This window comes from Litoribaculum gwangyangense (assembly GCF_039543505.1).
In the GTDB taxonomy this organism is placed as follows: domain Bacteria; phylum Bacteroidota; class Bacteroidia; order Flavobacteriales; family Flavobacteriaceae; genus Litoribaculum; species Litoribaculum gwangyangense.
Genome location: NZ_BAABJW010000001.1, coordinates 749,535 through 774,955 on the forward strand (window position 1 = coordinate 749,535; position 25,421 = coordinate 774,955).

Below are 25,421 nucleotides of genomic sequence, written 5' to 3' on the forward strand. Positions count from 1 at the left end.
AAATGAACCACCAGCCCAAACTTAACATCCTTATGAATAACCTAATAAATAATTCTAAAAGTTATTATGGTTAACATGTTTAGATTCAAACATTTTAAATTTTTTATGTCAGGGTTATCACCTTCATGAACAATACCAATGAATCTAAGGATGTAATTTTAATTATTTAAGTCAATTTATTTAAATCTTTAGCAAAGAATCATCTTTACTACATGATAAATCCGTATATTATAATATCTAGTTAATTTAAATAAACAATATATGAAACGAATACTCTTAATTATAGTTACCATTGGCATGATATCTTGTGGAACTTCAAAAACGGTAAGAACATCAAAAAAAGTTATTAAAGGTGATTGGACCTTAAGTTCTATAACCTACAACCAAGCAGGAACCTACAATACTGTTTTATTGAATGATGCCTCAAAAGCTTGTTTTGAAGGCAGCATCTGGAAATTTGTTCCGAATAACAATACAGGAATTTACACCATTAATGATTCCAGTTGTTCCTCAGGAGAACGTTATTTTGTGTTCACTATTCAAGAAGTTGATGCCACAACAGGACTCTATGATTTCTTATTAAAACCAACAAACGAAAAATATAAATCAGATACCAATCAAGGGTTCCGACTAAAACTATCATCACTCTCCGAAACACAAATGCAATGGCAACAATCGGTCAATGTATCTGGAAGTCCACTTACAATAAACATGAATTTCACTAAATAATATTATACATGAAAACAATTATAAAAAAATCAGGAATTTTACTATTCGCATTAATTACTCTAATAAGCTTTACAAATTGTAAAGCGGTTCAAAACGCTAACAACAAACAAAAAGGGGCTGTAATAGGAGCCACAGGTGGCGCTATTTTAGGAGCTATTATTGGAAACAATGTTGGTAAAGGAGGCAATGGCGAATTAGGTGCCGTTATTGGGGGCGTAGTAGGTGGTACGGCTGGCGTACTTATTGGAAACAAAATGGATAAACAAGCTCAAAAGATTGAAGAAGAAATTCCAGGAGCACAGGTAGAACGTGTAGATAACGGTATTGTAGTGACTTTTGATGAAAGTAGCGGTGTGTATTTCGATACCAATAAATATAATATAAATAGTGCGTCACAAAATACTTTAAATAAGCTAATCGGGGTTTTCAAAGAATATCCAGACACCAATATTTTAGTTGTTGGACATACCGATAGTCAAGGCTCAGAAGAATACAACATGACTCTATCAAAAAATAGAGCCTATGCGGTAACCAATTACTTATCACAAAACGGCATATTTAGCGGTAGGCTTACCACCAATTGGTTTGGTGAAACACAACCTATGCATGACAATTCAACGGCTCAGGGGCGCGCAAAAAACAGACGCGTTAATGTGGCTATATTACCAAACGATAAAATGATTGAAGAAGCAAAAAAACAGGCAGGGCAATAAAGTCTGTTTTATGATGATAACGTAAAAAAGGCTGTTCTTTATAGGAACAGCCTTTTTTAATATTACAAATAAGCGGTTATTATCTATTCATATTCTTTATCTCCTGCATAAAAGTATCTAAATCAACACCATTATTAACAAGAGTTAATGCTTTATCAATAATGTATTTTACGTTTACAGCATGAAAACCTAGTCCAACTGCAATTTTCTTTAAAAGTAACATTTCGGGGTCACCAGTAATAGTATCAACATGAATCATTCGAACCAAATCGTACAAACGTTCCAAACGCTGGTCGTATGATATCGGGGGATTTATTGGATGCGATTGATAGTCTTTCAAAATCAATTTATAATCCGTTTCACTTATATCCAAGTTTCTGGCTAGTCTATCTAAAAACTGTTTTTCTTCATCAGTAATGATGCCATCGGCCATAGCCACTCTAACAATGGCTGCAAAATGGTCTTCATTACGCTTTTTAAATCCACTATCAAATAAATCTGAAAACGACATATATTCTTGTTTTAATAAGTGCTGCAAACGTACATATTTTTTTTAATAAACTAAACCGAAAAATTAATTTTTTGGGCATTTGCGTGCTTGAGCGTGTTCACCTTTTTGATTTCAATCTTTCGCAAAAAGAATAAAGATTTTCACTTCAGTCCTTCATGCAAAATAAAAAAGAGACATCAGCAAATTAGCAATAATTCAACATGTAAATAATAATTCTAAACCTTATCTTTGCACTCTCAAAAATCAATAATTAGGTGAGTAAAACCCTAAACTCTCAAACCTATTTACAGACTTTGCAAACGCAAAATCTGCAATTGGCTATTGGTAAAACCCAAAGTAGAACACATCTAAAAGGGCTTGTAGGATCATCGTTTTCCTTTGTTATTTCGAGCATTTTTAAAGAAAGCGAAAAACCCTTTTTAATTGTTTTTAATGATAAAGAAGAAGCTGCTTTTTATTTGAATGATTTAGAACAATTATGTGGCGATAAAGATGTATTGTTTTATCCAGGCAGTTATCGTAGGCCTTACGAAATCGAAGAAACCGATAACGCCAATGTTTTACTCCGTGCCGAGGTTTTAAACCGCATCAATTCGCAAAAAAAACCAGCGATTATAATTACTTATCCCGATGCACTTTTTGAGCAAGTGGTTACAAGAAAAGAATTAGAGCGTAACACATTAAAAGTTTCGGTCAATGATAATTTATCAATCGATTTTGTCAACGAAGTACTATTTGAATACCAATTTAAGCGTGTAGATTTTGTTACCGAACCCGGAGAATTTTCTGTTCGTGGTGGGATATTAGATGTCTTTTCTTTTTCCAATGATGAACCCTACCGAATAGAGTTTTTTGGTGATGAAATAGAAAGTATTAGAACTTTTGATGTAGAAACCCAATTATCCATTGAGCAGTTAAAAAAAATTAATATCATCCCCAATGTTGCCAATAAATTATTGCAAGAAAGCAGACAAAGTTTTTTAAAATATATCGCTCAAAAAACGGTGGTTTGTATTAAAAACCCTGATTTGCTTTTTTCAAGAATTGACGATTTTTATTTTAAAGCCACAGAGGCTTTTAAAACATTGTCATCAGATATTAAACACGCAAAACCCGAGGAATTATTTTGTGATTCTTCATTATTAAAAAAACAGCTTCTCGATTTTTCAATTATTGAGTTTGGACCCATAACACTATTTAATAATTCATCTCAAAACATTGTTACTTTTAACACTACTCCCCAACCATCATTTAATAAACAATTCAACCTATTAATTGAAGATTTAAATGCTAATTATGAAAAGGGTTATACAAATTACATTACCTGCGTAAGCGAGCAACAAGCAAAACGATTTCATGATATTTTTGACGATTCACATCTGGAAGTAAAACCATACAACACGGTTATTTTGTCATTGCACCAGGGGTTTATAGATCATGATAACAAAATAATCTGCTATACTGATCATCAAATTTTTGAACGCTATCATAAATTCCATCTTAAAAACGGGTATGCTAAAAAACAAGCACTTACATTAAAAGAGCTTACCAATCTTTCAATAGGCGATTATGTAACACATATCGACCATGGTATTGGGCGTTTTGGAGGGCTTCAAAAAATTGATGTAGAAGGCAAAAAGCAAGAGGCTATAAAACTGGTTTATGGCGAGCGCGATGTGTTGTATTTAAGTATTCATTCGTTACATAAAATCACTAAGTTTAATGGTAAAGACGGGAAGCCGCCTAAAATTTATAAATTGGGCAGCAATGCTTGGAAAACCTTAAAAGAAAAAACAAAATCTAGGGTTAAACATGTTGCGTTCAATTTAATTAAACTATACGCAAAACGAAAAACAGAAAAGGGTTTCCAATACAACCCCGATAGTTACATGCAACATGAGTTGGAAGCCTCTTTCATTTATGAAGATACTCCAGATCAAAGTACAGCAACCGCAGATATTAAAGCCGATATGGAAAGCGAACGCCCAATGGATAGATTGGTATGTGGCGATGTTGGTTTTGGTAAAACCGAAGTCGCTATTCGAGCGGCATTCAAAGCAGTCGATAATGGAAAACAAGTTGCTGTTTTGGTCCCCACAACTATTTTGGCCTACCAGCATTCCAGAACATTTTCAGAACGCTTAAAGGAATTCCCTGTAAAGGTGGACTATTTAAACCGATTTAGAACTGCCAAAGAAAAACGAGAAACGCTGGAAGGTTTAGAAAACGGAAGCGTAGATATTATTATCGGAACACATCAACTCGTTAATAAAAATGTCAAGTTTAAAGATTTGGGACTTTTAATTGTAGATGAAGAGCAAAAATTTGGGGTTGCTGTAAAAGAAAAATTAAAAACTCTAAAAGAAAATGTGGATGTGTTAACCTTAACCGCCACGCCTATACCTCGTACACTGCAATTTAGTTTAATGGCCGCACGCGATTTATCTGTTATTACTACACCACCACCAAATCGATACCCTATTGAAAGCCATGTGATTCGTTTCAATGAAGAAACCATTCGTGATGCAGTGAGTTACGAAATTGAACGCGGTGGACAAATATTTTTCATACACAATCGTATTGAAAACATCAAAGAAGTGGCTGGTATGCTACAACGTTTGGTACCCGATGCTAAAATAGGTATTGGTCATGGACAAATGGAGGGTAAAAAACTAGAGCAACTCATGTTGGCTTTTATGGATGGCGCTTTTGATGTATTGGTAAGCACCACGATTGTAGAAAGTGGCCTGGATGTACCCAATGCCAACACCATTTTTATCAATAACGCCAATAATTTTGGGTTGAGCGATTTGCATCAAATGCGGGGTCGTGTTGGGCGAAGCAATAAAAAAGCGTTCTGTTACTTCATTACACCAGAATATTCAGCGATGACCGAAGATGCTAGAAAGCGTATCACGGCATTAGAGCAATTTACAGAATTAGGAAGTGGTTTCAACATTGCCATGAAAGATTTGGAAATTCGTGGCGCAGGAGATTTGTTGGGTGGCGAGCAAAGTGGTTTTATTAATGAAATTGGTTTTGATACCTATCAGAAAATATTAAATGAAGCTATTGAAGAGCTCAAAGAAAACGAATTTAAGGATTTGTATAATGAAGATGAAACCAAAAAAGTATACGTAAAAGACGTGACAATTGACACCGATTTTGAGCTCTTATTCCCAGATAATTACATTAATAATATTACAGAGCGCCTAAACTTATATACTGAACTAAATAATTTAAAAACAGAGGCAGAATTGCATACCTTTGAAACAGAATTAGTTGACCGTTTTGGTGAGTTACCAAAAGAAGTTATCGATTTGCTTAACAGTGTTAAAATAAAATGGTTAGCAACCAAAATTGGTTTTGAGAAAATAGTTATGAAACAAGGTAAATTAATTGGCTATTTTATTAACGATCAACAAAGTAATTTTTATCAAAGTACAAACTTTTCGAAAGTATTACAATTTGTTCAAACACATCCAAATAACTGTAAAATAAAGGAAAAACAAACCAGAAATGGACTCAGGTTGATGCTAACTTTCGAAAACATAAAATCTGTAAAGCAAGCATTAAATAATTTACGACCTATTATGGCGTAATTATTGTTCTAAAAAAATGAATTTATATTAATGAAACGCATCTTTTTTCTATCACTTTTATTACCCTGCATTCTTGTTGCGCAACATACCATTAAAGGGGTTTTCTCTCCACCGGAAAGCTATAATGTGGCTTTGTTATATAAAGTGACTCCAACGGTTTCAAAATACATCTCTAGTTTCGAAGTAAAAAAGGATGGTAAATTTCAATTTAAGTTGGATTCTACAGCTAAAAAAGGTGTTTATCGATTGGTATATGCCATTCCACAAGAAGATTATAATTTTGACATTATTTATAACGGAAAAGAAGATATTGAACTCACTTTCAATTCCGAAACAGGAGTGAATTTCATTAAATCCTTAGAGAACAAATTATTATCATCATATACCAATAGCATGTCTATGGTAACCCAAAGTATAGGTAATTATTACAGTCAAAAAAGCAAGGATACTATGGCGTTAAAAGCTATTTTTAAAACCCAGAGGGAAACCCAAGCTAATTTTGAAAAAGCAGCTAAAGAAACCATAGCGCTTCAATTTATTAAAGCAAACAAACCCTATATTCCCAAAAAGGCTGAAGATGTGAAAACGTATTCGAATAATTTAAGAAAACACTATTTTGATTATGTCGATTTTAATAATGAAACCCTTCAAAGTTCTAGTTTTTTAGAGGAAAAAATAGTGAGTTATGTGTTTGGAATGTCTGATGATTCCAAGGATTATATCACAAATTACAAAAAAAACATAGATGTAATTTATACTAAAATTAAGGAAACACCACTAAAAATAAAACGTATTATTTTACTCGATTTATGGCAGCAAATGGTGGATTTGAACATAGAGCCTGTTGCCAATTACATTGCAGAAAGCTATTTGATGGATATCGCTGTAACGTTGAATGATCAAGAACTTTTACATGCTTTGATTGTTTATAAAGACACCTCTTTAGGCAGTGAAGCCCCTGATTTTTCTTTTGAAATTAAAAAAGATAAAACTACCATCACCAAAAAATTAAGTGAATTAACCCTTGCTGAAAATTATATAGTCTTGTTTTGGAGCAGTACATGCTCGCATTGTTTGGATGAGGTTCCACAGTTGAGAACTTATGTAAACGCTCAGGAAAAAGGCTTTTTAAAAGTAGTTGCCGTAGGTTTGGAAGATGAACCAAAAAGATGGCAAAGCGTTATTAAAAATTTCCCCGAATTTATCCATGTTTATGGTAAAGGGAAATGGGATAACGAGATAGGAAATGATTATGGAGTAAAGGCTACTCCAGCCTATTTTGTGCTTAACAAGCAAAAAGAAATTATTGCAAAACCTGAGAACTTTGAGGCTTTAAAAGCTTTTTTCGAAGATGACGAATGACTAAAGTATCAAAAATGATAAAAAGCATTTTCCAAATGCTCAATTTTATAGTTTTTTCCTTCTTTAACAATAGCGATAATATCAAAACGTACTTCCACATCTAGAGCGTTAACAGTAACATATTCATCAACTGCCTTCACCAATCGCTGTATTTGTTTAGGTTTAACAAAATCTTGTGGATTTCCAAAATCGGTATTTGATCTTGTTTTTACTTCAATAATAGCGAGTATGTCTTTTTTTTGAGCAATAATATCAACTTCGGCTTTATCAAAACGGTAATTGCGTTCTAAAATATCATACCCGTTTTTTAATAGAAAATCAACTGCAAGTTGTTCCCCTTTTTTACCTAGTTCGTTGTGTTTTGCCATTTCATTAATTTACCCCCTAAACAAAAAGAAATCATCTTTCATGTGTTCAATTTGGGTGTCCTCATTCGTAATTATATAGTCAATTGCTTGGGAGGTGAATTCATTGCCTTTTTCAGTTAGAGAAACTATTTTGTTGGCGATTGAAATCATATTATTCTTCAAAGCTAAATCCAATATCGTTTTTGAACGTACCTTTTGCCAATTAATATGCTCGTTTAGGTGGTTTACATGTCGCTCTCTTTCTTCATTATGGTTTTTCAAATGAAGTAAAAATGTGATAAGCAAAACTTCTGTGCGCTGCTGTTTTTCTCTGTACAAAACGGCTATAATTCCTTTGTTTGGTGCCAATAAATAAACGGCTAAAAATAGTAATCCCAAAATGGTTGTAATCGATCCTGCAATGGAAGCATCCAACCAATGCGCCAACCAATACCCAGAAATGGCACTAAAAACACCGAAACAAATAGAATAAACAAGCATACGTTTTAGGTTGGTAGTTAGTAAATATGCTGTGGCAGCAGGAGCAATCATCAATGCGACAACTAGAATGGCTCCCACGGCGTCGAATGCACCAACGGTAGTAACTGAAGAAACTGTCATTAATCCATAATGTATTATGGCTGGTGAAAACCCTAGAGATGCGGCTAAACCGGCATCAAAAGTACTTACTTTGAGTTCTTTGAAAAACGCCATCAATAAGGCAGTGGTAATTGCTAAAATACTTCCAATAATCCATAATGATTTTGGACCCATATCTACGCCAGAAATCATCAGTCTATCGAAAGGGGCAAAAGCTAATTCACCTAGTAAAACGGCATCCACATCTAAATGCACATCATTTGCATTTTTAGCAATTAAAATAACACCTATGCTGAACAAAATTGGAAAAACAAGCCCAATGGCAGTATCTTCTTTTACTAAGCCAGTTTTTTGGATATACTCAACTAGAACCACCGTAATAATACCTGTTAAAGCTGCCAATAAAATCAATAATGGAGAATTTAAATCCTGTGTTATAAAAAAACCAATAACTATACCAGGTAATATGGAATGACTAATAGCATCACTTATCATGGCCATTTTTCGTAACACTAAAAAGGTTCCTGGAATAGCACAAGCAATGGCTACTATACTTGCAATAAGTTGTATTTCAATTTGTGCATTACTCATTGTTTTTATCTTGTTGATTATATAAATTGGATGCTGTTTTAAACCCTTGTTCGGTCAAACTCCAGAAGTCGCCAGTAATAGTTACATAATTTTTATCCACTAATTTTTGAAGTGTGTGTTTTGTGTATCCTTGAAAGTTGTTCAAAATTTTAATGGCATGAGGATGCGAAATATTATCATGAGTTTCCGCAATGTGAAACATGAAGGCTAAAGTTTTATGTAGTTTTAAATCTCTGCGGTTTTTAATGAATCGAATCTGTTTAAAAAGTAAACCGCGTCGAGGGGAAAAAAGGAAAGAAATTAAAACAAAAACCCCTGCCACAATCACGATTACGGGACCAGTTGACAGGTTATTTTGACTAGCGCTAATAGCAGTACCAAACACCCCCGAAAAAGCTCCAAAAATAGCCGCTAAAAACACCATAACACTTAAACTATTTGTCCATTGTCTTGCTGCCGCTGCAGGCGCTAGTAACATGGCACTCATTAACACAACACCAACAGTTTGCAAGCCTAAAACTATGGCTAAAACAATAAAGGACGTAATGAGTATATCAATAATTTTGGTGTTAAATCCAAGTGTTTTAGTATAATCTGCATCGAAAAGAAGCATTTTGAATTCTTTCCAAAAGAGTAATAATATAAAAAAGCAAATAACGGTTACAAAAGACATTAACCAAACATCGCTTTCAACTAAAGTAGCCGCTTGTCCAAATAAATATTTATCTAAACCTGCCTGATTAGCATTGGGTTGCTTTTGAATTAAAGTGAGTAATAATATTCCGAAACCAAAAAACAATGACAGTATTAATCCTAATGCTGTATCCGATTTTAAATGTGTCTTTTTAATGATCCCACGAATCCAAAATGTACCCGTGAGTCCACTTACTAAAGCCCCTAAAAGCAATACATTACTATCTTTAGCCCCAGTGATTAAAAAGGCAAGTGCAATGCCTGGTAAGGCAGCATGCGAAATAGCATCTCCTAAAAGACTTTGTTTTCGCAATACTGCAAAACTACCTAACATACCAGTAACAGCCCCTAAAATTGCGGTTCCAAGAGTGATAGTTCTCAGGGTATAGTCAGAGAAAATTAAAGAAAAATATTCGCTAATTGTCATTATTCTTGAATACTTACTTTATAATTAATACCGTAGGTTTTTGTTAAATTATCATCATTAAAAATATCTTTAACAGGTCCTGTAGCAATTTTTTTAACATTTAAGAAGGTTACCCAATCAAAATATTCAGGAACCGTTTGCAAGTCATGATGCACAACAACCACGGTTTTACCCGCTTTACGGAGTTCTTTTAAAATGTTTATTATGGCTATTTCAGTAGTGGCGTCTACACCCTGAAAAGGTTCGTCCATAAAATAGATGGAGGCATCTTGTACCAATGCTCTGGCTAAAAAGATTCGCTGTTGTTGTCCGCCTGATAATTGACTTATCTGTCGACTTTTAAAAGGTAACATCCCAACTTTTTCTAGAGCTTCAAGTGCTGCTTTTTTTTCTTTTTGTCCAGGGCGTTTTATCCAACCTAAACGACCATAAGTTCCCATCATTACAACATCTAGCGCAGTAGTTGGAAAATCCCAATCAACACTGCCTTTTTGAGGAACGTATGCCACAAGTGAACGTTGCTTAGTATAAGGTTTACCATAAACACTAATACTACCTGCTATAGGTTTTAAAATCCCTAAAATAGACTTAATAAGTGTAGATTTTCCGGCTCCATTTGGACCAACAATAGCCATAAGTACACCTTCTGGGATTTCCAAATCGATATCCCACAATACGGGTTTGTAGTTGTATGCCACGGTTAAATCATCTACTTGTACTGCTATTTTTTGTTTCATTATTTTAATGCATTTACTATGGTATTTACATTGTATTCAAACATCCCAATGTAGGTTCCTTCAATAGTCCCCGCATTTCCAAGCGCATCGGAATATAAGGTGCCACCAATTACTACATCGTGATTTTTAGATTTTACCGCAGCTTGCAGTGCTTCAATGGTACGTTTTGGAACGGAACTTTCTACAAAAATTGCTTTCAATTTTTTCTCTATTATAAAAGCCGCTAATTTTTGAACATCCTGTACACCAGCCTCAGTAGCGGTTGAAAGCCCTTGTAAACCAACTACCTCAAAACCGAAAGCTTTTCCAAAATAGTTAAAGGCGTCATGTGCTGTAACTAAAATGCGTTTTTCTTGAGGCAGCGTTTCTATAATGTTCTTCATGTTAACTTTCAAGGCCTCTAACTTTTTAATATAATTAGCACCATTGGTTTCAAAAGCTGCTTTTTGGTCTGGTATAGCCTCTGAAAGTTTATCAATTACAAATTGGGTTGCTTGTATCCAATAATTAACATCAAACCAAATATGGGGATCGTAATTTGAGGCAAAATAGTCTGACCCAATAAGTGTGGATTTATCAATAGCATCAGATATAGCAATGGTTTTTTTGTTTTTCATTTTTTCAAAAACTTCAACCAGTTTACCTTCTAGGTGCAAACCATTATAAAAAATAATATCCGCGTTGGATAATTTGGTTACGTCTCCTTCACTGGCTTTGTATAAATGCGGATCGACACCACTACCCATTAAGCCTTGTAAGTTAATGTGTTCTCCTCCTATATTTTGAACCAAATCGGTAATCATGGTAGTAGTTGTGACTACATTAAGTTTGCCGTTTGTCTTTTTCTCCTCTTTACAGCCAACGCAAATAATAGTAATGAATATGATAAGTATTTTTTTCATGCTTTTCAATTATTTCAATTTTTTTGTAGTTTTTACACGATAACTCAATCCAAGACCAATCAAAATATCTTGTCCTTCAGTAAGGCTTGTCCCGAAATACGTGTCAAATTGTAAATCGTTCGAGGCTAAATAAGTAAAACCAGCATCCCAATAATGGTTTGCAGAGCTATCTTCAGGTAAATCACCATATAACTCAGCATACATTCCAAATTTATCGGTAATACTATAGCCATAAGCAAGCGTATATATGGCTGCAGCTTCGGGGGAATCATTACCCCATTCGGCTCCAATATTATACCCTAAACTAGATTTTTCACTGAGTGTATGAGATAGTGATAATCTAAAATCAATGCCAGTAAATTCGGGTCTATAATCAGTTGATGCACTAAAAATGGGGAATACATGCCCGATTAATGCTATTTCAGGCATGGCTCTATTTTCTTTAGCTATGTCAATTTTCATTCCTAATAGTAAAGGTGACAATCCGCTAGTTACATTATCAAGTTTATTGTTGTTTATTTTGGTTACTCCTTCTACAAAATCCCAACCTAATCGTAGTTCTAAATTATCTAAAATTCCGTAACGAACCAACATGGTATTAAAAGTGTAGCTCTCCGTTTTTATATTTCCAACTTCGTACGATTCGAACAATCCGCCTGTTTCGAACTGTAAAATGCCTTTTCCAACCGTTGATGAGGCTTCGGTGGCATCGGGTCGATCGGTAATTAAAGGTAGAGAATGTCTGTCAACCTCTTGAGAAAAAGTTAAAAATGATATTGCTAAACTCAGCATGAAAAGGATGTATCTAAATGCTTTCATTGACATATATTATTGAAGAAAAATCTTCGTTAAGTAAAATGGTATTGTTGTTTATTAAAATTTGAGTCATTTTATTTTTGTTGAATTGCTTCGAAACCAGTAAGGTGTTACCATATTTCAACCCGTGTTGCGCACAAAAATCGAAAAACTCCTTATCGTCGCTCATTAATCGAGAAATAATATATTTTTTTCCTTCAGAAGTTTGAGAAAGTGCTACAGAAGTATCCGTGGTTGTTATTTCGCCATCGGCATTTGGAATAGGATCCCCATGAGGGTCAAACTTTGGGTTTCCAAGATATTCACTAATTTTTTCTGCCAATAAATCTGAAGTTTGGTGCTCTAATAATTCTGCTTCGCGATGTATATCGTGTAGAGACATATCAAATAGTTTAAAAAGCAAACTCTCCCATAAGCGATGCTTTCTTACCACATTTAAGGCCATTTTATTGCCTTTATCAGTAAGTTTTAAAGCTTGGTATTTTTCGTAATGAAGCAAATCTTTTGAGGCCAATTTTTGAGCCATGTCAGTGGCCGCTGCATTTGAAATTCCCAGCTCTTTAGCAATATTTCCTGGCTTAGTGTCATTATTATCCCGTTTTCCGTTTTTGTAAATAGCTTTTACAAAATTTTCTATGGCTATAGACATTTTTTAATTGCTTTAAAATATTTTTAAGTAAGCTTAAATTTTTTCAAAAGTAACTAAAAAAAATAAGTTACAATTAAAATCTGTAACTTATTTATATAGTTAAGAGGTTGAGATTAATTAGTGACACCCACAATCGCTATTTCCACAATTTTTTTTTGAAGCCGATTTTTTCCAAATAAATTTTCTAACCAAAAAGATTACGGCAAAAGCCATGGCTACAAAAACTAATATATTTTGGATGAAGGTGTTCATAATTCTTTAGTCAATTCTAATTTGATTTCATTTCAATAATTGAAAGGCAATCAAAGCTACAATATAAGCAAAAGAAGACATTATTACTAATTGAAGTATGGGCCATTTCCAGCTATTGGTTTCTTTTTTCACTACAGCTAAAGTGCTCATGCATTGCATGGCAAAGGCATAAAACAGCAAAAGCGAAATGCCTGAAGCAAATGTAAATAATGGACCCCCTAAGATGGGGTTTACCTCTCCTGCCATTCTATTTTTTATGGTTTCTTCTTCATCGCTTCCTACACTATAAATAGTAGCTAGAGTTCCCACAAATACTTCTCTAGCGGCAAAAGAACTTACTATAGCTATGCCAATTTTCCAGTCGTAACCCAAGGGCCTAATAGACGGTTCTATGGCGCGTCCCGTGACCCCAATAAAGGAGTGTTCCAACTTGTGAGATGCTATTTTTTGTTGCAATTCTTCTTCAGTTAAATTATTTGAAGCATATTCGATTTTCACTATTTTTTCAGCATTATTAAACTGTTCACCTGGGCCATAAGAGGCTAAAAACCATAACACAATGGATATCGCCAAAATAATTTTTCCTGCGCCAAATACAAACGACTTAGTTTTTTCAATAACCGTTAAAGCTACATTTTTAAAAAGAGGCAGTTTGTAATTAGGCATTTCAATAACAAAAAAAGTTTTGCTTCTAATTTTTAATATTTTATTTAAAATATATGCTGAAACAATAGCGGCTCCAAACCCAATAAGATATAATAGCATTAATGTTAATGCTTGGTAACCTAAACCAAAAATGCGTCCTTCAGGAATCACCAAGGCAATAATAATCAAATACACCGGCAATCTGGCAGAACAGGTTGTAAAAGGGGTTACTAAAATGGTTATCAAACGTTCTTTCCAGCTTTCAATATTTCGGGTAGCCATGATGGCTGGAATCGCACACGCTGTTCCAGATATTAATGGCACTACACTCTTTCCGCTTAAACCAAAACGACGCATAATCCTGTCCATTAAGAACACGACTCGACTCATATAGCCACTTTCTTCCAAAACAGAAATAAATAAAAACAAAAAGGCTATTTGTGGAATAAAAATAACAATACCTCCAAGACCAGGAATTATGCCTTCTGCCAATAAATTGGTAAATGCGCCAGCTGGTAATTGGTTTTTAGTCCACTCGCTTAAAAAGGCAAATGCACTATCAATAAAATCCATAGGCACGCTAGACCAATCGTAAATAGCTTGAAAAATAGTAAGTAAAATAATGAAGAAAATTAAGTAGCCCCAGACTTTGTGGGTTAGAATCCTATCGAGTTTGGTGCGTAAATCCTTTGCTTGCGATGCATCAATGCTTTGACCCACTTTAAGCACATTATTTATAAATTGATACCGCTTTATGGTTTCTTTTTGTTGTAAACGTTTTAAATCGCTTTTGCTTTTAGTTTTAAAATTGGCTACTGCATTAATTTCATTTCTATCGGTTTTTCCAAAGTTGACATCCTGGGTAATAACTAACCACAATTTGTAAAGCAGTTGGTTAGGGAACGCTTTCTGTAAATTATCAAAATATTCTTTATCAATTTCCGAAGCATTTAAACAGGGTGTAATAGAGATATCTTTGTAATTTGCAATAAGCGTTTTTAAAGTATCAATACCTTGGTTTTTCCGAGTACTAATTAACGCAATTTTTGTTTGAAGATTTTTTTCTAGATATTCTATATCCAAAGAAATTCCTTTGTAATTCATTCTGTCTGCCATATTAATAACTAGAATGGTTGGGATTTCTAAATCTTTAATTTGAGTGAAAAGTAATAGGTTTCGTTTTAGATTTTCAACATCGCTAATAACTACAGCTAAATCTGGAAAATCTTTGTCATTTTTATTTAGAAGAAGTTCAATAACCACATTTTCATCAAGTGATGAGGCATTTAAACTGTAAGTTCCAGGTAAATCAATTATGTGTGCCTTAACACCGCGTGGGAGCTTACAAACACCTTCCTTTTTCTCGACAGTAATACCAGGGTAGTTGCCTACTTTTTGGTTCAATCCAGTTAAGGCATTAAATACTGAGGTTTTTCCAGTGTTAGGATTCCCAATTAAAGCGACATTAATTTGCTTACTCATTTGCCAGTTTTTCAATGATTATGTGAGAAGCAGTTTCTTTTCTAATAGCTAAATGTGTTCCATTAATATTTAGATACATGGGGTCTTGAAATGGTGCAACCTGAACAAGTTCAACAGAATTACCGGGTAAGCAACCCATTTCAAGTAGTTTTAATGGTATATGAATGGAGGAAACATCTTTAATGACGGCGCTTTCACCACGTTTTAAATTTTCTAATGTGTCTTGCACGCTTATTTAGATTGATTTTAAAGAAGCAAAAATAAGCTAAATATTCAGCCTAAAAAAATTGTACAGAAAAAACTAGTTCTTGTATTCTTTTTTTAGAGTTTCAATATCATCCAAAAGCCGATCAATCTCCTCTGGGTTTGTGCCATCGTAAAACCCGCGAATCTGTCTTTTTTTATCGATTAGCATAAAGTTCTCGGTGTGAATCATATCAAACTTACCGCCAAATTCATTGTCTTTAACTGCTAGATAGCTTTTTCTGGCTAAATCATAAATTTGTTTTTTGTCTCCAGTTACTAAGTTCCACTTCTTATCGTTTACGCCTTTTGATTTAGCATAGTATTTTAGTTGCGCAATACTGTCAATTTCTGGAGTTACAGAATGGGAAAGTAACATTACTTCATCATCATCCATGATTTTTTTTTGAATATGGACCATATGGTCTGTCATGATTGGGCAAATGGTTTGGCAGGTTGTAAAAAAGAAATCGGCGACATAAATTTTGTCCTGATAGTCAGTTTGGGTAATGGTTTTACCGTTTTGGTTAATCAACCTAAAATCAGCCACTCTATGGTATTTTTTTTGATATTGAATGGTGCTGTCTACGAGTTCCGTGCTTACCATGGCCGGTTGATAAATGGGAAGTGGTTTATAAACATTTAGTGTGTTATAAATAAGCGTTATGATAATAATGGAAATGACTCCAAAAACGATGGCAAATTTTTTGTAATCTTTAAAAAACAGCAGCATATAACTAAACAATTTGTGCAAAAATACAATGAATTTTAAAGCTGTATAACGTTATGGAAGCCTAAATTCATGTTAAAACTTGGGCCTTTGTTTAATTGGCTTTTTAAAGTTGGTTTAAAAGCTTACTTTTGTGCGATTATAAAAAATTGATTCAAGAACATATGGAGTTTGTTATAAAAATATCTCAGTTTTTAATGAGTCTTTCTTTGCTGATTATTTTGCACGAATTGGGGCATTTTATTCCAGCTAAAGCTTTTAAAACACGAGTAGAGAAGTTTTACTTATTTTTTGATGTAAAATTTTCGCTTTTTAAAAAGAAAATAGGTGAAACTGTTTATGGTATTGGCTGGTTACCATTAGGAGGGTATGTAAAAATATCCGGTATGATAGACGAAAGTATGGATACCGAGCAAATGGCACAAGAACCTCAACCTTGGGAATTTCGATCTAAACCTGCATGGCAGCGTTTGATTATTATGCTTGGTGGGGTAACGGTTAACTTTTTGCTGGCTATCCTAATTTATATAGGAATGAGCTATTTCTATGGAGATAAATTCCTGCCCGTTGATAATATTAAAGATGGTCTTTTAATTGAAAATGCAGTAGCAAATAAAGCAGGTCTTTTAACTGGAGATAAAATTTTAGCTGTAGATGGTGAGAAGATTGAAAACTTTTCAGAAATCTCTGAAAAAGTGTTATTTGGTAAGGAGATAACCATTGAAAGAAACGGAGAACAATCAACCATCACTTTTCCAGAAGACTTCTTAGCACAATTAATAGACTCTAAAGAAAGAGGATTTATCGATTTAAGGTTGCCTTTTGTAGTTGTTCAAGTCCCAGATACATCATATAATATAAATAGTGGAATTAAAAAGGGTGATATTATTATTGGGTTGAACGATTTAAACACAAAATATGCCGATGAGGTAAAGCTAGGATTAGAAAAATTTAAAGGCCAAGAGGTAACAGCTAAGATTTTAAGAGAGGAAAACCAAATTACAGTGCCTCTTAAAATAAGCAATGAAGGCAAATTAGGGTTGGTTTATGGAGGCATTACAGAAGACAATTTAGAAAAACTAGGATATTACCAATTTGAAACAAAAAAGTATGGTTTTTTTGAATCCTTTCCTGTTGGCCTAAAAAAAGCTAAAGATAAAATGGCGTCATACTGGGATCAATTAGGAGCCATTTTTACACCTAGTACAGGTGCGTACAAAGGCGTTGGAGGCTTTAAGGCGATATATGATATTTTCCCAAGTTTTTGGAGCTGGCAAGTGTTTTGGAGCATTACGGCATTCCTTTCTATCATGTTAGGGGTTTTAAACTTACTACCCATACCAGCTTTAGATGGTGGCCATGTGATGTTTTTACTATACGAAATGGTTTCTGGCAGAAAGCCAGGAGACAAGTTTATGGAGTATGCGCAAATGGTTGGCTTCTTTATTTTAATAGCCTTGGTTTTATTTGCAAATGGGAATGATATTTACAAAGCAATATTTGGGTAATTTTTTTAATTATTAAGTTTGCATTAAATAAAAATATATATATATTTGCGCTCGCAAAAGCGAAAAGATAACACTCCTCCTTAGCTCAGTTGGTTAGAGCATTTGACTGTTAATCAAAGGGTCCTTGGTTCGAGCCCAAGAGGGGGAGCAAAACTAAAGCCTTAACATCTAAATTGTTGAGGCTTTTTTATGCAATAACCCTTGATTATAGTTGCATTATCTGCATTAATTGCATTTTCTCTCTAAACACCAACTTGCCAAGTTTTTTCAATATAAAAGGTACACTATGAGGTATACCTTTAATTATTCTAGGTACACTCTATTTTTTTATGGAATGTATTTTGTTTTTAATTGGTTTAAGTTTTTGAATTAAATACACTTCTAAAGCAGCAGCTAAATAAAAATTATCAGGTTCAAAAGGTAATGTTATTATTGAGTCTACATCTTTTACAGTAGGTAGATATACTTGTTTATTTACGCTATAATTTTCACTTTTCTTCCAATATTTAGAAACTCTTGCTCCAATACCACTACCATCAAAAGAATTGCCAATTGCTAATCCTACATACACTACCTCATTTCCTTTTAGATGAGCATAGCATCCTTTTTTTGTATTATGAGGTAACTCTCCTTCAAACTTCCATTTTTCCGACCAAGTTGGTCCATCAATATTGCAAAATTCCTTAAAGAAATCATTGGTGGTTTCTTTTAATTTTTCAACGCTTATCATAAAAAATAATTTATCATGAATAATTATAAACTTAATATCCTATTTTATTTGAATAGGAGAACAAATAATAAAATTAAATCTGTAATTTTTTGTAGAATAACATACAATAAAGTTAGGAAACAATTCTCTACTGGACAATTTGTAAACCCTAAAAACTGGGATAGCAAGAAGCAAATTATTAAACCTCCAGAACCAGATAGAGATAATATCAACACTCAACTAAGCCTTATTAAAACTAAAATTAATAAGGTTTTTTTATTGCTACAAGTAAAAGAAGTGAGCTTTACAGTTGATGATATTTACAGGCTTTATAAAGGTGAAAAACTAACCAAAGAATATAATGTGGTAGAATACTTTGAACATTACTTAAAACAGCTTAAAACACTTATAGGGATTGATATAAAATCAATCACTTACAACAAGTTTGAGTATGTTAAAAACGATGTAAAAGGATTTATACAATGGAAATTCAAAACCAATGATTTCCCACTAAAAAAGCTTGAATTACAGTTCCTAAATGACTTTGAGTATTACCTAAAAGTAGTTAAGAAACAAAAACAGGTTACTATTAACAAAGGGATTCAGCGCTTTAGAAAACCTATCAAAGTGGCTGTTTCAGAAAGGTATTTAGATAACGACCCATTTATGCTTTTTAAATCAAAACGTGTTAACAAAGAAGTAGTCTTTTTATCTCCAGAGGAATTATTAAAATTAGAAAACCATGAGTTTACACAACCAAGATTACAGTTTGTGAAAGATTTATTTGTGTTTAGCTGTTATACTGGCTTACCATACAGAGAGTTAATGGACTTAAAACAATCTAATATAATCATAGGCTTTGATGGAAACAAATGGATTAAAATGAAGCGTGAGAAAACCTTAAAAGCATTATCAATCCCTTTGCTTCCTAAAGCCATTGAGATTATAGAGCGCTGTAGTATTACCGATAAGAATGTTTTCACCAGAATAAGCAATCAGAGATACAATTCCTATTTAAAAGAAATAGCTGTTATTATTGGTATTGAAAAAAACTTGACCACACATATGGCAAGAAGAACTTTTGCATCGACTGTTTTGTTATATAATGATGTTCCGATGGAGATTGTAAGTGAACTCTTGGGACATTCAAGTATGAAGATAACGCAAGATAGTTATGGAAAAGTGGTTCAAAAGAAAATCAGTACTGAAATGAATAGATTAAAGGGGAGTGGTTAGCTTCCCTTTTTTAACTTAATTAGTAGTGTATTCTACTCTTACTAAAGCTTTGTGAAAAATGAATTCAGTTTCTTTTTCAGTAAATTCAATGTTATCAACATAAATCGCATAAGAATCCTCATTTATCCCAGTGAGGATTTCTCCTTTAAAATCAATTGCTTCAGTATTTGGGTTGTCATGAATTTCATGAGGAGTCTCCCAAGTGAAATTGGTTTCTTCTAGTCTTACAGTAACTGTGGTGAAATAGTCAGTATTATTAGATTTAACGTGGTTTTCAATACTAACAAATACTAGTGTCATATCTGGATTTTCCGAAATAATCACACACTGACCAGGTTCTATTTCAAAGGATTCCATTGAATTTTTGTAAAAACATTCACTAGATTCTTCATTATTATCAGAATTGGTTGAACACCCTAGAAACGCAAGACTTAAAAACAATAAACAAATAGATTTTAACTTAATCATAAAAATCAGTTCAATTAAGTAACTGTTTAATTTAATATTATACTTCAATAATATATTCTACAGAAATCAAATCAATAGAGTTTAATTTCCCAAGGTCATGGGAATCTTCCGCATCAAAACTTAGAGTGCACGTGGAATTAGCTCCTATCTGATAGCATGGTGATTTATTAGTTGAGAATGCCGTAGTAATCAAACCGTCAGCATTTTGTTTTATTCGATAATAGCCATTAACAGCTATATCATTTGGATTTTGAAATTCTATTACATAGCGTAATCTTGATGTATTATTACCTGTGTCAGCGGTATACTCCCAAAAAATGACATTAGCTGTTACCTCTTCCAATTTTACTTCTTCAATCTGTTTGTCATCTGAATTTGAACAGGAGAATGTAAATAAGCAAACAATAAGAATTTTTAAGAATACATTTAGGGCTTTCATTCGTAAGTATATTGAATTTTATTAAGAGCCAAATATAAGAAATAAACTACAGTTGCAAGAAGTCCATAAATTAATCATTTATGCTGAAGATTTGTCTCAAAATTTATAAAGAACTCTTGTCTTCTCTTTAATTCTAATAGCACATTTATAGTTTTATATGGTAATTCTATATCTAATATTACCAAGTTTGAGTTTTCAAAATGCGCTGTAGATACTAATCTTTAAATAAAACCTTTCAAGTAGACGTCTCGTTACCAACTTTATTTTTAAATGTAGATAAATTTTGGAGATAACAGATTAAAGGAGAGTGGTTAGCTTCCCTTAATCTTATTTTGAAAACATTTTAACTATCCAAAGAATTAAATAAAGTCCAATACCAGCTCCAAAGAATAATACTGATATAACAAAAGCAATACGGATATGTGATGCTTTCCAACCCAATTTAACACTAAGCCATTCTGCAACTCCTAAAATCATAATATTATTTTAATTGATTAACAATCAAATATAATCAATTATGGCTTTTCTATTAGCTTCACTTCAAGGATAGTTACAGAAAAGTAGCTCACAGCATTAGTATGGAGCTTAATAGACTGAAGGTAATTTTTAGTTGAAAATTACTTAATTTAGGTCAGTAACCAATGATTAGGAAAATTGTATCTTAGATTTTCAAAACAATTAGTAAATGACAAAAAGTAATAACTCACCATCTTGGTTAGGTGTTCTCAAAGAGTTAATTGAAGCTTATTTTAAAAGTTCACGAGGTGCCTCACACTCTAGAACTTGGAATCAACATGTGGTACCTTATGAGGATGGCTGGGCGGTAAGACGTGAGGGTAATAAACAAATTACATCAAAGCATATAAAGCAAAGTACAGCTATTAATAAAGCCAAAGTGTTGGCAAAAAAATACAAAGCAAATGTTATTATTCACCGACAGGATGGGACTATAAGAGACCAAGTTGATTTTGATTAGGGAATTTTGAATTCGTTCAAGTGTGGAGATTACATAAATAAAATATGTAATAATAACAATGAAGAAAATTTGTTTAGAGATTTCTAGATTAAAGAGAATTGTTTATACAAACTTAGTTTAAATCTAAATATTACTTTGATTAAACAAGAATTAGATAACCAAGGAATTATTTTTATAATATGTTGCAATAAGTTTTTAATTTGTTTATTTTTCTGGATTAGAAAATTCCTTTTTTATCAAGTCAGTAATTTGGGTTTTTATGTCTAAAGGGCATTTATCACTTACATATATTTTCCGTTCCGTTCCCCAATCATGCCATCCAATAATTTCATCTATTTCTAAATTAACTAAATCATAGTTGGCTTCAATTAAATATTTTTTTATTGAAGCCATTAATCTGTCAAATCGATTATCAAATTCTGGGTTATTGAAAATACTGTTATGTGTCACATTCAATTTATTATATTTTTCTTTCAAATCTTCGTTTAGACCGTTCAAAAGATGTCTTTTCCCAAGTGGAATCGAATCCATTATAAAAAACACGTATTAGATAACTTCCCGATGTTGTCCATATCATAACTTTTAAGTCGTCAAATTCAAATACAATGTTATTGTTATCATTATTGTCTTTCAAAAACTTTTGATTCTTTTCAATTTCAGATTCTATTTTGTTTAAAAAGTTATAGGCTTTGTCTTTCGGAAGGTTTTTAAACCCATAACCTTGATAAATTACTCCAGATGTAGAATCCCAATAATTTCCATAAAAACCTAAAATTAGTCCATCTGCATTTTGGCTATCACATTTATAAATTAAGGTTGTTAATTCTCCTGAACTTGCAGCAGCTAATGGTATTGCTTCAAATTGTAGTGAGTTTTCCGATGTCTTTAAAACATCCTGAGTTAAAAAAGTTTTAGCTTTGAATAAAGAAACATCTTTACTAAATTCTTTTGATTCCCAAAACCCTGGGATTTGTGCAAATGAAAATGTAGAAAAAAGAATTAAAGTTAATAATATAAATTTCCTCATATTTTGACTTTTTTAAATGTTTGTCAACTTAGTTATATAAGTTATTGAATGACCTATACTCCTCCAATATTGAGAAATACATTTGATTATTACTATACTTTATTATTCTAAATAACCAAAGCCATAATTCTAATATAATCACTTTCTTACAAAACATCAAAAATATAACTTACATTTTTTTTATTTATAAATTTTAACTAAACAATTCACTATTTCACTTCTTTTATAATATACTCTAGAACCAATGCTATAAGCAATTAGTTTTCCTTTATTAGTCCAATTCCATAGTGTGGTCATATTTATTTTTAAATAGTCAGCCACTTCATTTCTAGTCATTAACTCCACATGTTCTTTAGGCTGATAATTTTGCTTTAATTCATAAAGTTGTTGCTCTATAAACATTAGTTTCTCTAAAGTTAATTCCATTGCTTTTGGTAAATCCTCAAATTTTAAGTTTTTCATTCTATTAAGTTTTTGGATAGTTTAATTTTAATACTTTTAAATGATAATAAATTATCTTTTCAATATGGTAGAAGAAAGATTCATAAATTGGCTTGTTAAAGAAGAAAATAAAAAAATTAATACTGCAAAAGCATATGCATTATCAATTAATAAAATTTCAGAACATATAAATAAAGTAACAAGTTTACATACCAAAATATATCTAATTAAAAATGCTGAATTATTAGCTAAAATAGTTGATTTGTACCAGTTAAAAGGTGAATATGCTGAGATTGGTAATATCGGGCATGGAACTTATAGAAATGCATTAAAAGCATATTATAGATTCTTTACAAAATCCCCTAAATCTAAGAGATTAGTAAATAATAAAGAGAAAAAAAGTTTACAAATTAAGACTGTCGATAATGACTTTAATTTTGATGAAAAGTTAATTGAAGAAGCTAAGCAAATGAGTGAATATTACAAATTAATTTATTGTCTTGAAAAATCAATTAGAAGATTAGTAGAAGTAACTCTCTATGAAGAGTATGGAGATAATTGGTGGAATGAAAAAGTAATTGATAAAATCAGAGATAAGGTTAATTCATTAATTGAAAATGAAAACAATCGTGTTTTTTCTAAAAAGTCAGAACATAAAATTGATTATACCACATTTGGCGAGCTGAGAAAAATTGTTGAAACAAATTGGGATGTATTCTCAAAAAAATTCAAGAACTCTACAGATTTTAGGGTTATCACTGAGAATTTAAATACATTAAGGAATTCAATTGCTCATTCCGTTGTTCTTCCTGACGACGAGATTTCTAGGCTTAATTTAGCCCTAAAAGATTGGTTTAGATTACTTAAATAAATTTAATAAACATTGAAATTAAAAAATCTATATAACACGGAAAATATTGAGTTTTATACTCCTTCATACACAACTGAATTGAAACTTCCTTTTGTTGTAAATGGTATATCTGTTGGCTTTCCATCACCAGCTGATGATTTTTTAGATATTAATATAGACCTTAACAAGCACTTAATTAAGCATCCCAGTACTACTTTTTATGCTGGGGAAAAAGGCAATAAACCTGATATTCTTTATAAAGTGAATTATAATGAATAAAACAAATAATACTATTACTGTTAGTACACTCCAATCTTTATATGCCAATAGCTTATCATCTACTTTAGATGGTCAATTATTGATTTTAGAGGGGTTTTATTTTCATCAAAATGGGAAGCTTTATGGAAAGTATTATTATGATGAAATAGTAAGCAAGGATAAACAGTGTAAAATTACTTCACAATTTACTCAAGATTTAAAGGAACAACTTACAGATGGAAAATATTACCAATTTGAGGGATTTATAAATAAATCACAAAATTTATCAAATGATTCTAAAATAAATGTGTTGTTCACTGTTACCAAAATTTTAAAGTATGAGAAAAGAGTACAACTTATTTCTGAAGTTGAATATGATGTTGTAGAAGCAAGGTTTAAGCGTGATTTTCCTTTAATAGAGGACCTATTAATAAATAAAATTGAGAATGGCTTAAAACCAAGAATAGAAATTATAACAGGTGTAAAGTCGACATCACAAGATGATTATATGAGTCAGCTTTTAGAAGCAAATTATTATGATATTAGACATCACAGATGTAATTTATCATCAAAAAATGAAACACTTGAGTTTTTAAATAAATTTGATTTTAGTAACTCTGATTTATTAGTTATTATCAGAGGAGGTGGAAGTGGATTGGAAGTATTTAATGAAGTTGAACTTTGTAAAAAGGCTATTGAACTACCAATTCCTTTTATTACAGGAATAGGTCATGATGAGGATAAAACTTTGTTTGAAAAAGTTGCTGATAGAGGTTTTTCAACTCCTACAGCTGTTGGAGCATTTCTGCAGAAAGTGATAATTACTTATAAGAATAGAAATAATGCTTTAAAGATTAAAGATGAAGAATTGATTCAGTTCAAGAAGCAAGCTGATAAAGAAACTAAATTACTTTCAAGTCAGATTATGGCATACAAGAAAACATTAAATATAATTTGGATTGTCCTTGTTGTTTTGATTGCTTTATTGGGAGTTCTTGTATTTAAAGTAAACAGTTAATGACATTAGAGGAGTTCAATAAGCTAGAATTTGATGATAAACTATTTGCCGTGGTGGATAATGGTGTTTTTTTGGATAATTATGTAACAGTGGATATAAGGATGAACCTTTATTCTTTGGATAAATTTTATGTTGAATTGATATATGACAGTCAATTAAACAAAGTGGTTGAAGTAAGAAGCTTTAAGCTTGGTGTACAATTGGACAAATATATTTCTCACTTAGATTTAAAATAAAACTTGTAAACTTATAGCAGTCTACTTGTTAACTTTTTAATCAGAAATTTGTAGGGGGTTATTTTACAATCCTAAAAATGAATTCCCAATTAAACAGTTCTCTTCGGTTTCTCTTGGATAACAAATAAAAAAATGGTCGTTTTTTATTTTTTATTTTAGCCATATATCTCCATAAAAATCACTGATTTCATCTGAGCACCTATCTATAAGTAAATCAATGGAAT

Annotated in this window: 30 protein-coding genes and 1 tRNA gene; 12 read left to right on the top strand and 19 right to left on the bottom strand. The window is 32.3% G+C overall.

From position 1 onward, the window contains the following. Positions 1-261: 261 nt before the first annotated feature. Both ABD963_RS03285 and ABD963_RS03290 read left to right on the top strand, forming a co-directional pair. Positions 262-729, top strand: a complete 468-nt coding sequence (locus tag ABD963_RS03285; protein ID WP_345275508.1) for a lipocalin family protein — start codon at positions 262-264, stop codon at positions 727-729. 8 nt (positions 730-737) lie between these two features. Continuing rightward, positions 738-1,442 (top strand): YiaD family glycine zipper/OmpA-like lipoprotein, encoded by a 705-nt coding sequence (locus ABD963_RS03290; RefSeq protein WP_345275509.1) that lies wholly within the window; start codon positions 738-740, stop codon positions 1,440-1,442. Positions 1,443-1,521: 79 nt separating this feature from the next. On the opposite strand, the gene ABD963_RS03295 is transcribed toward ABD963_RS03290, so the two are convergent. Further along, positions 1,522-1,953, bottom strand: a complete 432-nt coding sequence (locus ABD963_RS03295; RefSeq protein ID WP_345275510.1) for a TerB family tellurite resistance protein — start codon at positions 1,951-1,953, stop codon at positions 1,522-1,524. A 254-nt stretch (positions 1,954-2,207) separates the two neighbouring features. Here ABD963_RS03295 and mfd point away from each other — a divergent pair, with 254 nt between their 5' ends. Both mfd and ABD963_RS03305 read left to right on the top strand, forming a co-directional pair. Beyond that, on the top strand, positions 2,208-5,555 hold the full coding sequence (gene mfd, locus ABD963_RS03300) for a transcription-repair coupling factor (protein WP_345275511.1): 3,348 nt from the start codon (positions 2,208-2,210) through the stop codon (positions 5,553-5,555). Positions 5,556-5,585: 30 nt separating this feature from the next. Continuing rightward, positions 5,586-6,917: a TlpA family protein disulfide reductase gene (locus ABD963_RS03305; RefSeq protein ID WP_345275512.1), complete on the top strand. Its 1,332-nt coding sequence runs from the start codon at positions 5,586-5,588 to the stop codon at positions 6,915-6,917. An 8-nt stretch (positions 6,918-6,925) separates the two neighbouring features. On the opposite strand, the gene ABD963_RS03310 is transcribed toward ABD963_RS03305, so the two are convergent. The 11 genes from ABD963_RS03310 to ABD963_RS03360 form a co-directional block, all read right to left on the bottom strand. Further along, positions 6,926-7,285 (bottom strand): YraN family protein, encoded by a 360-nt coding sequence (locus tag ABD963_RS03310; protein ID WP_345275513.1) that lies wholly within the window; start codon positions 7,283-7,285, stop codon positions 6,926-6,928. 9 nt (positions 7,286-7,294) lie between these two features. Next, a complete protein-coding gene (locus ABD963_RS03315) occupies positions 7,295-8,455 on the bottom strand; it encodes a metal ABC transporter permease (RefSeq protein WP_345275514.1) in 1,161 nt (386 codons plus the stop codon). Beyond that, complete coding sequence (locus tag ABD963_RS03320) at positions 8,448-9,575, bottom strand: metal ABC transporter permease (RefSeq protein ID WP_345275515.1); 1,128 nt, start codon at positions 9,573-9,575, stop codon at positions 8,448-8,450. The genes ABD963_RS03315 and ABD963_RS03320 overlap by 8 nt, the downstream gene beginning before the upstream one ends. Then, positions 9,575-10,312, bottom strand: coding sequence for a metal ABC transporter ATP-binding protein (locus tag ABD963_RS03325; protein WP_345275516.1), 738 nt, complete (start codon positions 10,310-10,312; stop codon positions 9,575-9,577). Before ABD963_RS03325 ends, ABD963_RS03320 begins: the two co-directional genes overlap by 1 nt. Continuing rightward, positions 10,312-11,214, bottom strand: coding sequence for a metal ABC transporter solute-binding protein, Zn/Mn family (locus ABD963_RS03330; protein WP_345275517.1), 903 nt, complete (start codon positions 11,212-11,214; stop codon positions 10,312-10,314). Before ABD963_RS03330 ends, ABD963_RS03325 begins: the two co-directional genes overlap by 1 nt. Positions 11,215-11,223: 9 nt before the next feature. Continuing rightward, positions 11,224-12,033: a transporter gene (locus tag ABD963_RS03335; protein ID WP_345275518.1), complete on the bottom strand. Its 810-nt coding sequence runs from the start codon at positions 12,031-12,033 to the stop codon at positions 11,224-11,226. Then, positions 12,020-12,679 carry a metal-dependent transcriptional regulator gene (locus tag ABD963_RS03340; RefSeq protein WP_345275519.1) on the bottom strand — a complete coding sequence of 220 codons (660 nt, stop codon included), beginning with the start codon at positions 12,677-12,679 and terminating at the stop codon, positions 12,020-12,022. The genes ABD963_RS03335 and ABD963_RS03340 overlap by 14 nt, the downstream gene beginning before the upstream one ends. Before the next feature lie 117 nt (positions 12,680-12,796). Further along, on the bottom strand, positions 12,797-12,931 hold the full coding sequence (locus ABD963_RS03345; RefSeq protein WP_345275520.1) for a FeoB-associated Cys-rich membrane protein: 135 nt from the start codon (positions 12,929-12,931) through the stop codon (positions 12,797-12,799). A gap of 27 nt (positions 12,932-12,958) precedes the next feature. After that, positions 12,959-15,058 carry a ferrous iron transport protein B gene (gene feoB / locus ABD963_RS03350; RefSeq protein ID WP_345275521.1) on the bottom strand — a complete coding sequence of 700 codons (2,100 nt, stop codon included), beginning with the start codon at positions 15,056-15,058 and terminating at the stop codon, positions 12,959-12,961. Next, positions 15,051-15,287 (bottom strand): FeoA family protein, encoded by a 237-nt coding sequence (locus tag ABD963_RS03355; RefSeq protein WP_345275522.1) that lies wholly within the window; start codon positions 15,285-15,287, stop codon positions 15,051-15,053. Before ABD963_RS03355 ends, feoB begins: the two co-directional genes overlap by 8 nt. 72 nt (positions 15,288-15,359) lie before the next feature. Beyond that, the gene (locus ABD963_RS03360) at positions 15,360-16,034 is read right to left on the bottom strand and encodes an SCO family protein (protein ID WP_345275523.1); all 675 of its coding nucleotides are present in this window, start codon (positions 16,032-16,034) and stop codon (positions 15,360-15,362) included. A 161-nt stretch (positions 16,035-16,195) separates the two neighbouring features. On the opposite strand from ABD963_RS03360, the gene rseP reads away from it, so the two are divergent. Then, complete coding sequence (gene rseP / locus ABD963_RS03365) at positions 16,196-17,539, top strand: RIP metalloprotease RseP (RefSeq protein WP_345275942.1); 1,344 nt, start codon at positions 16,196-16,198, stop codon at positions 17,537-17,539. Between the two features lie 74 nt (positions 17,540-17,613). Further along, positions 17,614-17,687 (top strand) — tRNA-Asn (locus tag ABD963_RS03370). A gap of 171 nt (positions 17,688-17,858) precedes the next feature. Here ABD963_RS03370 and ABD963_RS03375 read toward each other — a convergent pair. Further along, positions 17,859-18,269 carry a GIY-YIG nuclease family protein gene (locus tag ABD963_RS03375; protein ID WP_345275524.1) on the bottom strand — a complete coding sequence of 137 codons (411 nt, stop codon included), beginning with the start codon at positions 18,267-18,269 and terminating at the stop codon, positions 17,859-17,861. Between the two features lie 15 nt (positions 18,270-18,284). Here ABD963_RS03375 and ABD963_RS03380 point away from each other — a divergent pair, with 15 nt between their 5' ends. Beyond that, entirely contained in the window at positions 18,285-19,484 is a 1,200-nt protein-coding gene (locus ABD963_RS03380) for a site-specific integrase (protein WP_345275525.1), read from the top strand. Between the two features lie 15 nt (positions 19,485-19,499). On the opposite strand, the gene ABD963_RS03385 is transcribed toward ABD963_RS03380, so the two are convergent. From ABD963_RS03385 to ABD963_RS03395, 3 genes are all read right to left on the bottom strand, one after another. Then, positions 19,500-19,952 carry a hypothetical protein gene (locus ABD963_RS03385; RefSeq protein WP_345275526.1) on the bottom strand — a complete coding sequence of 151 codons (453 nt, stop codon included), beginning with the start codon at positions 19,950-19,952 and terminating at the stop codon, positions 19,500-19,502. Between the two features lie 37 nt (positions 19,953-19,989). Next, positions 19,990-20,391: a hypothetical protein gene (locus tag ABD963_RS03390; RefSeq protein ID WP_345275527.1), complete on the bottom strand. Its 402-nt coding sequence runs from the start codon at positions 20,389-20,391 to the stop codon at positions 19,990-19,992. Positions 20,392-20,718: 327 nt separating this feature from the next. Then, complete coding sequence (locus ABD963_RS03395) at positions 20,719-20,868, bottom strand: PspC domain-containing protein (RefSeq protein WP_345275528.1); 150 nt, start codon at positions 20,866-20,868, stop codon at positions 20,719-20,721. A 208-nt stretch (positions 20,869-21,076) separates the two neighbouring features. Between ABD963_RS03395 and ABD963_RS03400 the strand changes: the two genes are divergently transcribed. Then, complete coding sequence (locus ABD963_RS03400) at positions 21,077-21,367, top strand: DUF2188 domain-containing protein (RefSeq protein WP_345275529.1); 291 nt, start codon at positions 21,077-21,079, stop codon at positions 21,365-21,367. A gap of 204 nt (positions 21,368-21,571) precedes the next feature. On the opposite strand, the gene ABD963_RS03405 is transcribed toward ABD963_RS03400, so the two are convergent. The 3 genes from ABD963_RS03405 to ABD963_RS03415 all read right to left on the bottom strand — a co-directional run bounded on the left by ABD963_RS03405 (position 21,572) and on the right by ABD963_RS03415 (position 22,856). Then, complete coding sequence (locus ABD963_RS03405; protein ID WP_345275530.1) at positions 21,572-21,844, bottom strand: hypothetical protein; 273 nt, start codon at positions 21,842-21,844, stop codon at positions 21,572-21,574. After that, entirely contained in the window at positions 21,828-22,394 is a 567-nt protein-coding gene (locus ABD963_RS03410; RefSeq protein ID WP_345275531.1) for a hypothetical protein, read from the bottom strand. The genes ABD963_RS03405 and ABD963_RS03410 overlap by 17 nt, the downstream gene beginning before the upstream one ends. Positions 22,395-22,574: 180 nt before the next feature. Continuing rightward, the gene (locus ABD963_RS03415; protein ID WP_345275532.1) at positions 22,575-22,856 is read right to left on the bottom strand and encodes a helix-turn-helix domain-containing protein; all 282 of its coding nucleotides are present in this window, start codon (positions 22,854-22,856) and stop codon (positions 22,575-22,577) included. A 64-nt stretch (positions 22,857-22,920) separates the two neighbouring features. Here ABD963_RS03415 and ABD963_RS03420 point away from each other — a divergent pair, with 64 nt between their 5' ends. The 4 genes from ABD963_RS03420 (at position 22,921) to ABD963_RS03435 (ending at position 25,197) form a co-directional block, all read left to right on the top strand. Beyond that, entirely contained in the window at positions 22,921-23,706 is a 786-nt protein-coding gene (locus tag ABD963_RS03420) for a Swt1 family HEPN domain-containing protein (protein ID WP_345275533.1), read from the top strand. A gap of 78 nt (positions 23,707-23,784) precedes the next feature. Further along, positions 23,785-23,964 carry a S24/S26 family peptidase gene (locus ABD963_RS03425; RefSeq protein ID WP_345275534.1) on the top strand — a complete coding sequence of 60 codons (180 nt, stop codon included), beginning with the start codon at positions 23,785-23,787 and terminating at the stop codon, positions 23,962-23,964. Continuing rightward, positions 23,957-24,961 (top strand): exodeoxyribonuclease VII large subunit, encoded by a 1,005-nt coding sequence (locus ABD963_RS03430; RefSeq protein ID WP_345275535.1) that lies wholly within the window; start codon positions 23,957-23,959, stop codon positions 24,959-24,961. The genes ABD963_RS03425 and ABD963_RS03430 overlap by 8 nt, the downstream gene beginning before the upstream one ends. Next, positions 24,961-25,197 (top strand): hypothetical protein, encoded by a 237-nt coding sequence (locus ABD963_RS03435; RefSeq protein ID WP_345275536.1) that lies wholly within the window; start codon positions 24,961-24,963, stop codon positions 25,195-25,197. The genes ABD963_RS03430 and ABD963_RS03435 overlap by 1 nt, the downstream gene beginning before the upstream one ends. Positions 25,198-25,421: the final 224 nt, after the last annotated feature.

Bases quoted from the DNA above. Each gene is read 5' to 3' on its own strand.
- ABD963_RS03285 (WP_345275508.1), top strand. From the start codon at position 262: ATGAAACGAATACTCTTAATTATAGTTACCATTGGCATGATATCTTGT.
- ABD963_RS03290 (WP_345275509.1), top strand. From the start codon at position 738: ATGAAAACAATTATAAAAAAATCAGGAATTTTACTATTCGCATTAATT.
- ABD963_RS03295 (WP_345275510.1), bottom strand. From the start codon at position 1,953: ATGTCGTTTTCAGATTTATTTGATAGTGGATTTAAAAAGCGTAATGAA.
- ABD963_RS03305 (WP_345275512.1), top strand. From the start codon at position 5,586: ATGAAACGCATCTTTTTTCTATCACTTTTATTACCCTGCATTCTTGTT.
- ABD963_RS03310 (WP_345275513.1), bottom strand. From the start codon at position 7,285: ATGGCAAAACACAACGAACTAGGTAAAAAAGGGGAACAACTTGCAGTT.
- ABD963_RS03315 (WP_345275514.1), bottom strand. From the start codon at position 8,455: ATGAGTAATGCACAAATTGAAATACAACTTATTGCAAGTATAGTAGCC.
- ABD963_RS03320 (WP_345275515.1), bottom strand. From the start codon at position 9,575: ATGACAATTAGCGAATATTTTTCTTTAATTTTCTCTGACTATACCCTG.
- ABD963_RS03325 (WP_345275516.1), bottom strand. From the start codon at position 10,312: ATGAAACAAAAAATAGCAGTACAAGTAGATGATTTAACCGTGGCATAC.
- ABD963_RS03330 (WP_345275517.1), bottom strand. From the start codon at position 11,214: ATGAAAAAAATACTTATCATATTCATTACTATTATTTGCGTTGGCTGT.
- ABD963_RS03335 (WP_345275518.1), bottom strand. From the start codon at position 12,033: ATGAAAGCATTTAGATACATCCTTTTCATGCTGAGTTTAGCAATATCA.
- ABD963_RS03340 (WP_345275519.1), bottom strand. From the start codon at position 12,679: ATGTCTATAGCCATAGAAAATTTTGTAAAAGCTATTTACAAAAACGGA.
- ABD963_RS03345 (WP_345275520.1), bottom strand. From the start codon at position 12,931: ATGAACACCTTCATCCAAAATATATTAGTTTTTGTAGCCATGGCTTTT.
- feoB (WP_345275521.1), bottom strand. From the start codon at position 15,058: ATGAGTAAGCAAATTAATGTCGCTTTAATTGGGAATCCTAACACTGGA.
- ABD963_RS03360 (WP_345275523.1), bottom strand. From the start codon at position 16,034: ATGCTGCTGTTTTTTAAAGATTACAAAAAATTTGCCATCGTTTTTGGA.
- rseP (WP_345275942.1), top strand. From the start codon at position 16,196: ATGGAGTTTGTTATAAAAATATCTCAGTTTTTAATGAGTCTTTCTTTG.
- ABD963_RS03375 (WP_345275524.1), bottom strand. From the start codon at position 18,269: ATGATAAGCGTTGAAAAATTAAAAGAAACCACCAATGATTTCTTTAAG.
- ABD963_RS03380 (WP_345275525.1), top strand. From the start codon at position 18,285: ATGAATAATTATAAACTTAATATCCTATTTTATTTGAATAGGAGAACA.
- ABD963_RS03385 (WP_345275526.1), bottom strand. From the start codon at position 19,952: ATGATTAAGTTAAAATCTATTTGTTTATTGTTTTTAAGTCTTGCGTTT.
- ABD963_RS03390 (WP_345275527.1), bottom strand. From the start codon at position 20,391: ATGAAAGCCCTAAATGTATTCTTAAAAATTCTTATTGTTTGCTTATTT.
- ABD963_RS03395 (WP_345275528.1), bottom strand. From the start codon at position 20,868: ATGATTTTAGGAGTTGCAGAATGGCTTAGTGTTAAATTGGGTTGGAAA.
- ABD963_RS03400 (WP_345275529.1), top strand. From the start codon at position 21,077: ATGACAAAAAGTAATAACTCACCATCTTGGTTAGGTGTTCTCAAAGAG.
- ABD963_RS03410 (WP_345275531.1), bottom strand. From the start codon at position 22,394: ATGAGGAAATTTATATTATTAACTTTAATTCTTTTTTCTACATTTTCA.
- ABD963_RS03415 (WP_345275532.1), bottom strand. From the start codon at position 22,856: ATGAAAAACTTAAAATTTGAGGATTTACCAAAAGCAATGGAATTAACT.
- ABD963_RS03420 (WP_345275533.1), top strand. From the start codon at position 22,921: ATGGTAGAAGAAAGATTCATAAATTGGCTTGTTAAAGAAGAAAATAAA.
- ABD963_RS03430 (WP_345275535.1), top strand. From the start codon at position 23,957: ATGAATAAAACAAATAATACTATTACTGTTAGTACACTCCAATCTTTA.
- ABD963_RS03435 (WP_345275536.1), top strand. From the start codon at position 24,961: ATGACATTAGAGGAGTTCAATAAGCTAGAATTTGATGATAAACTATTT.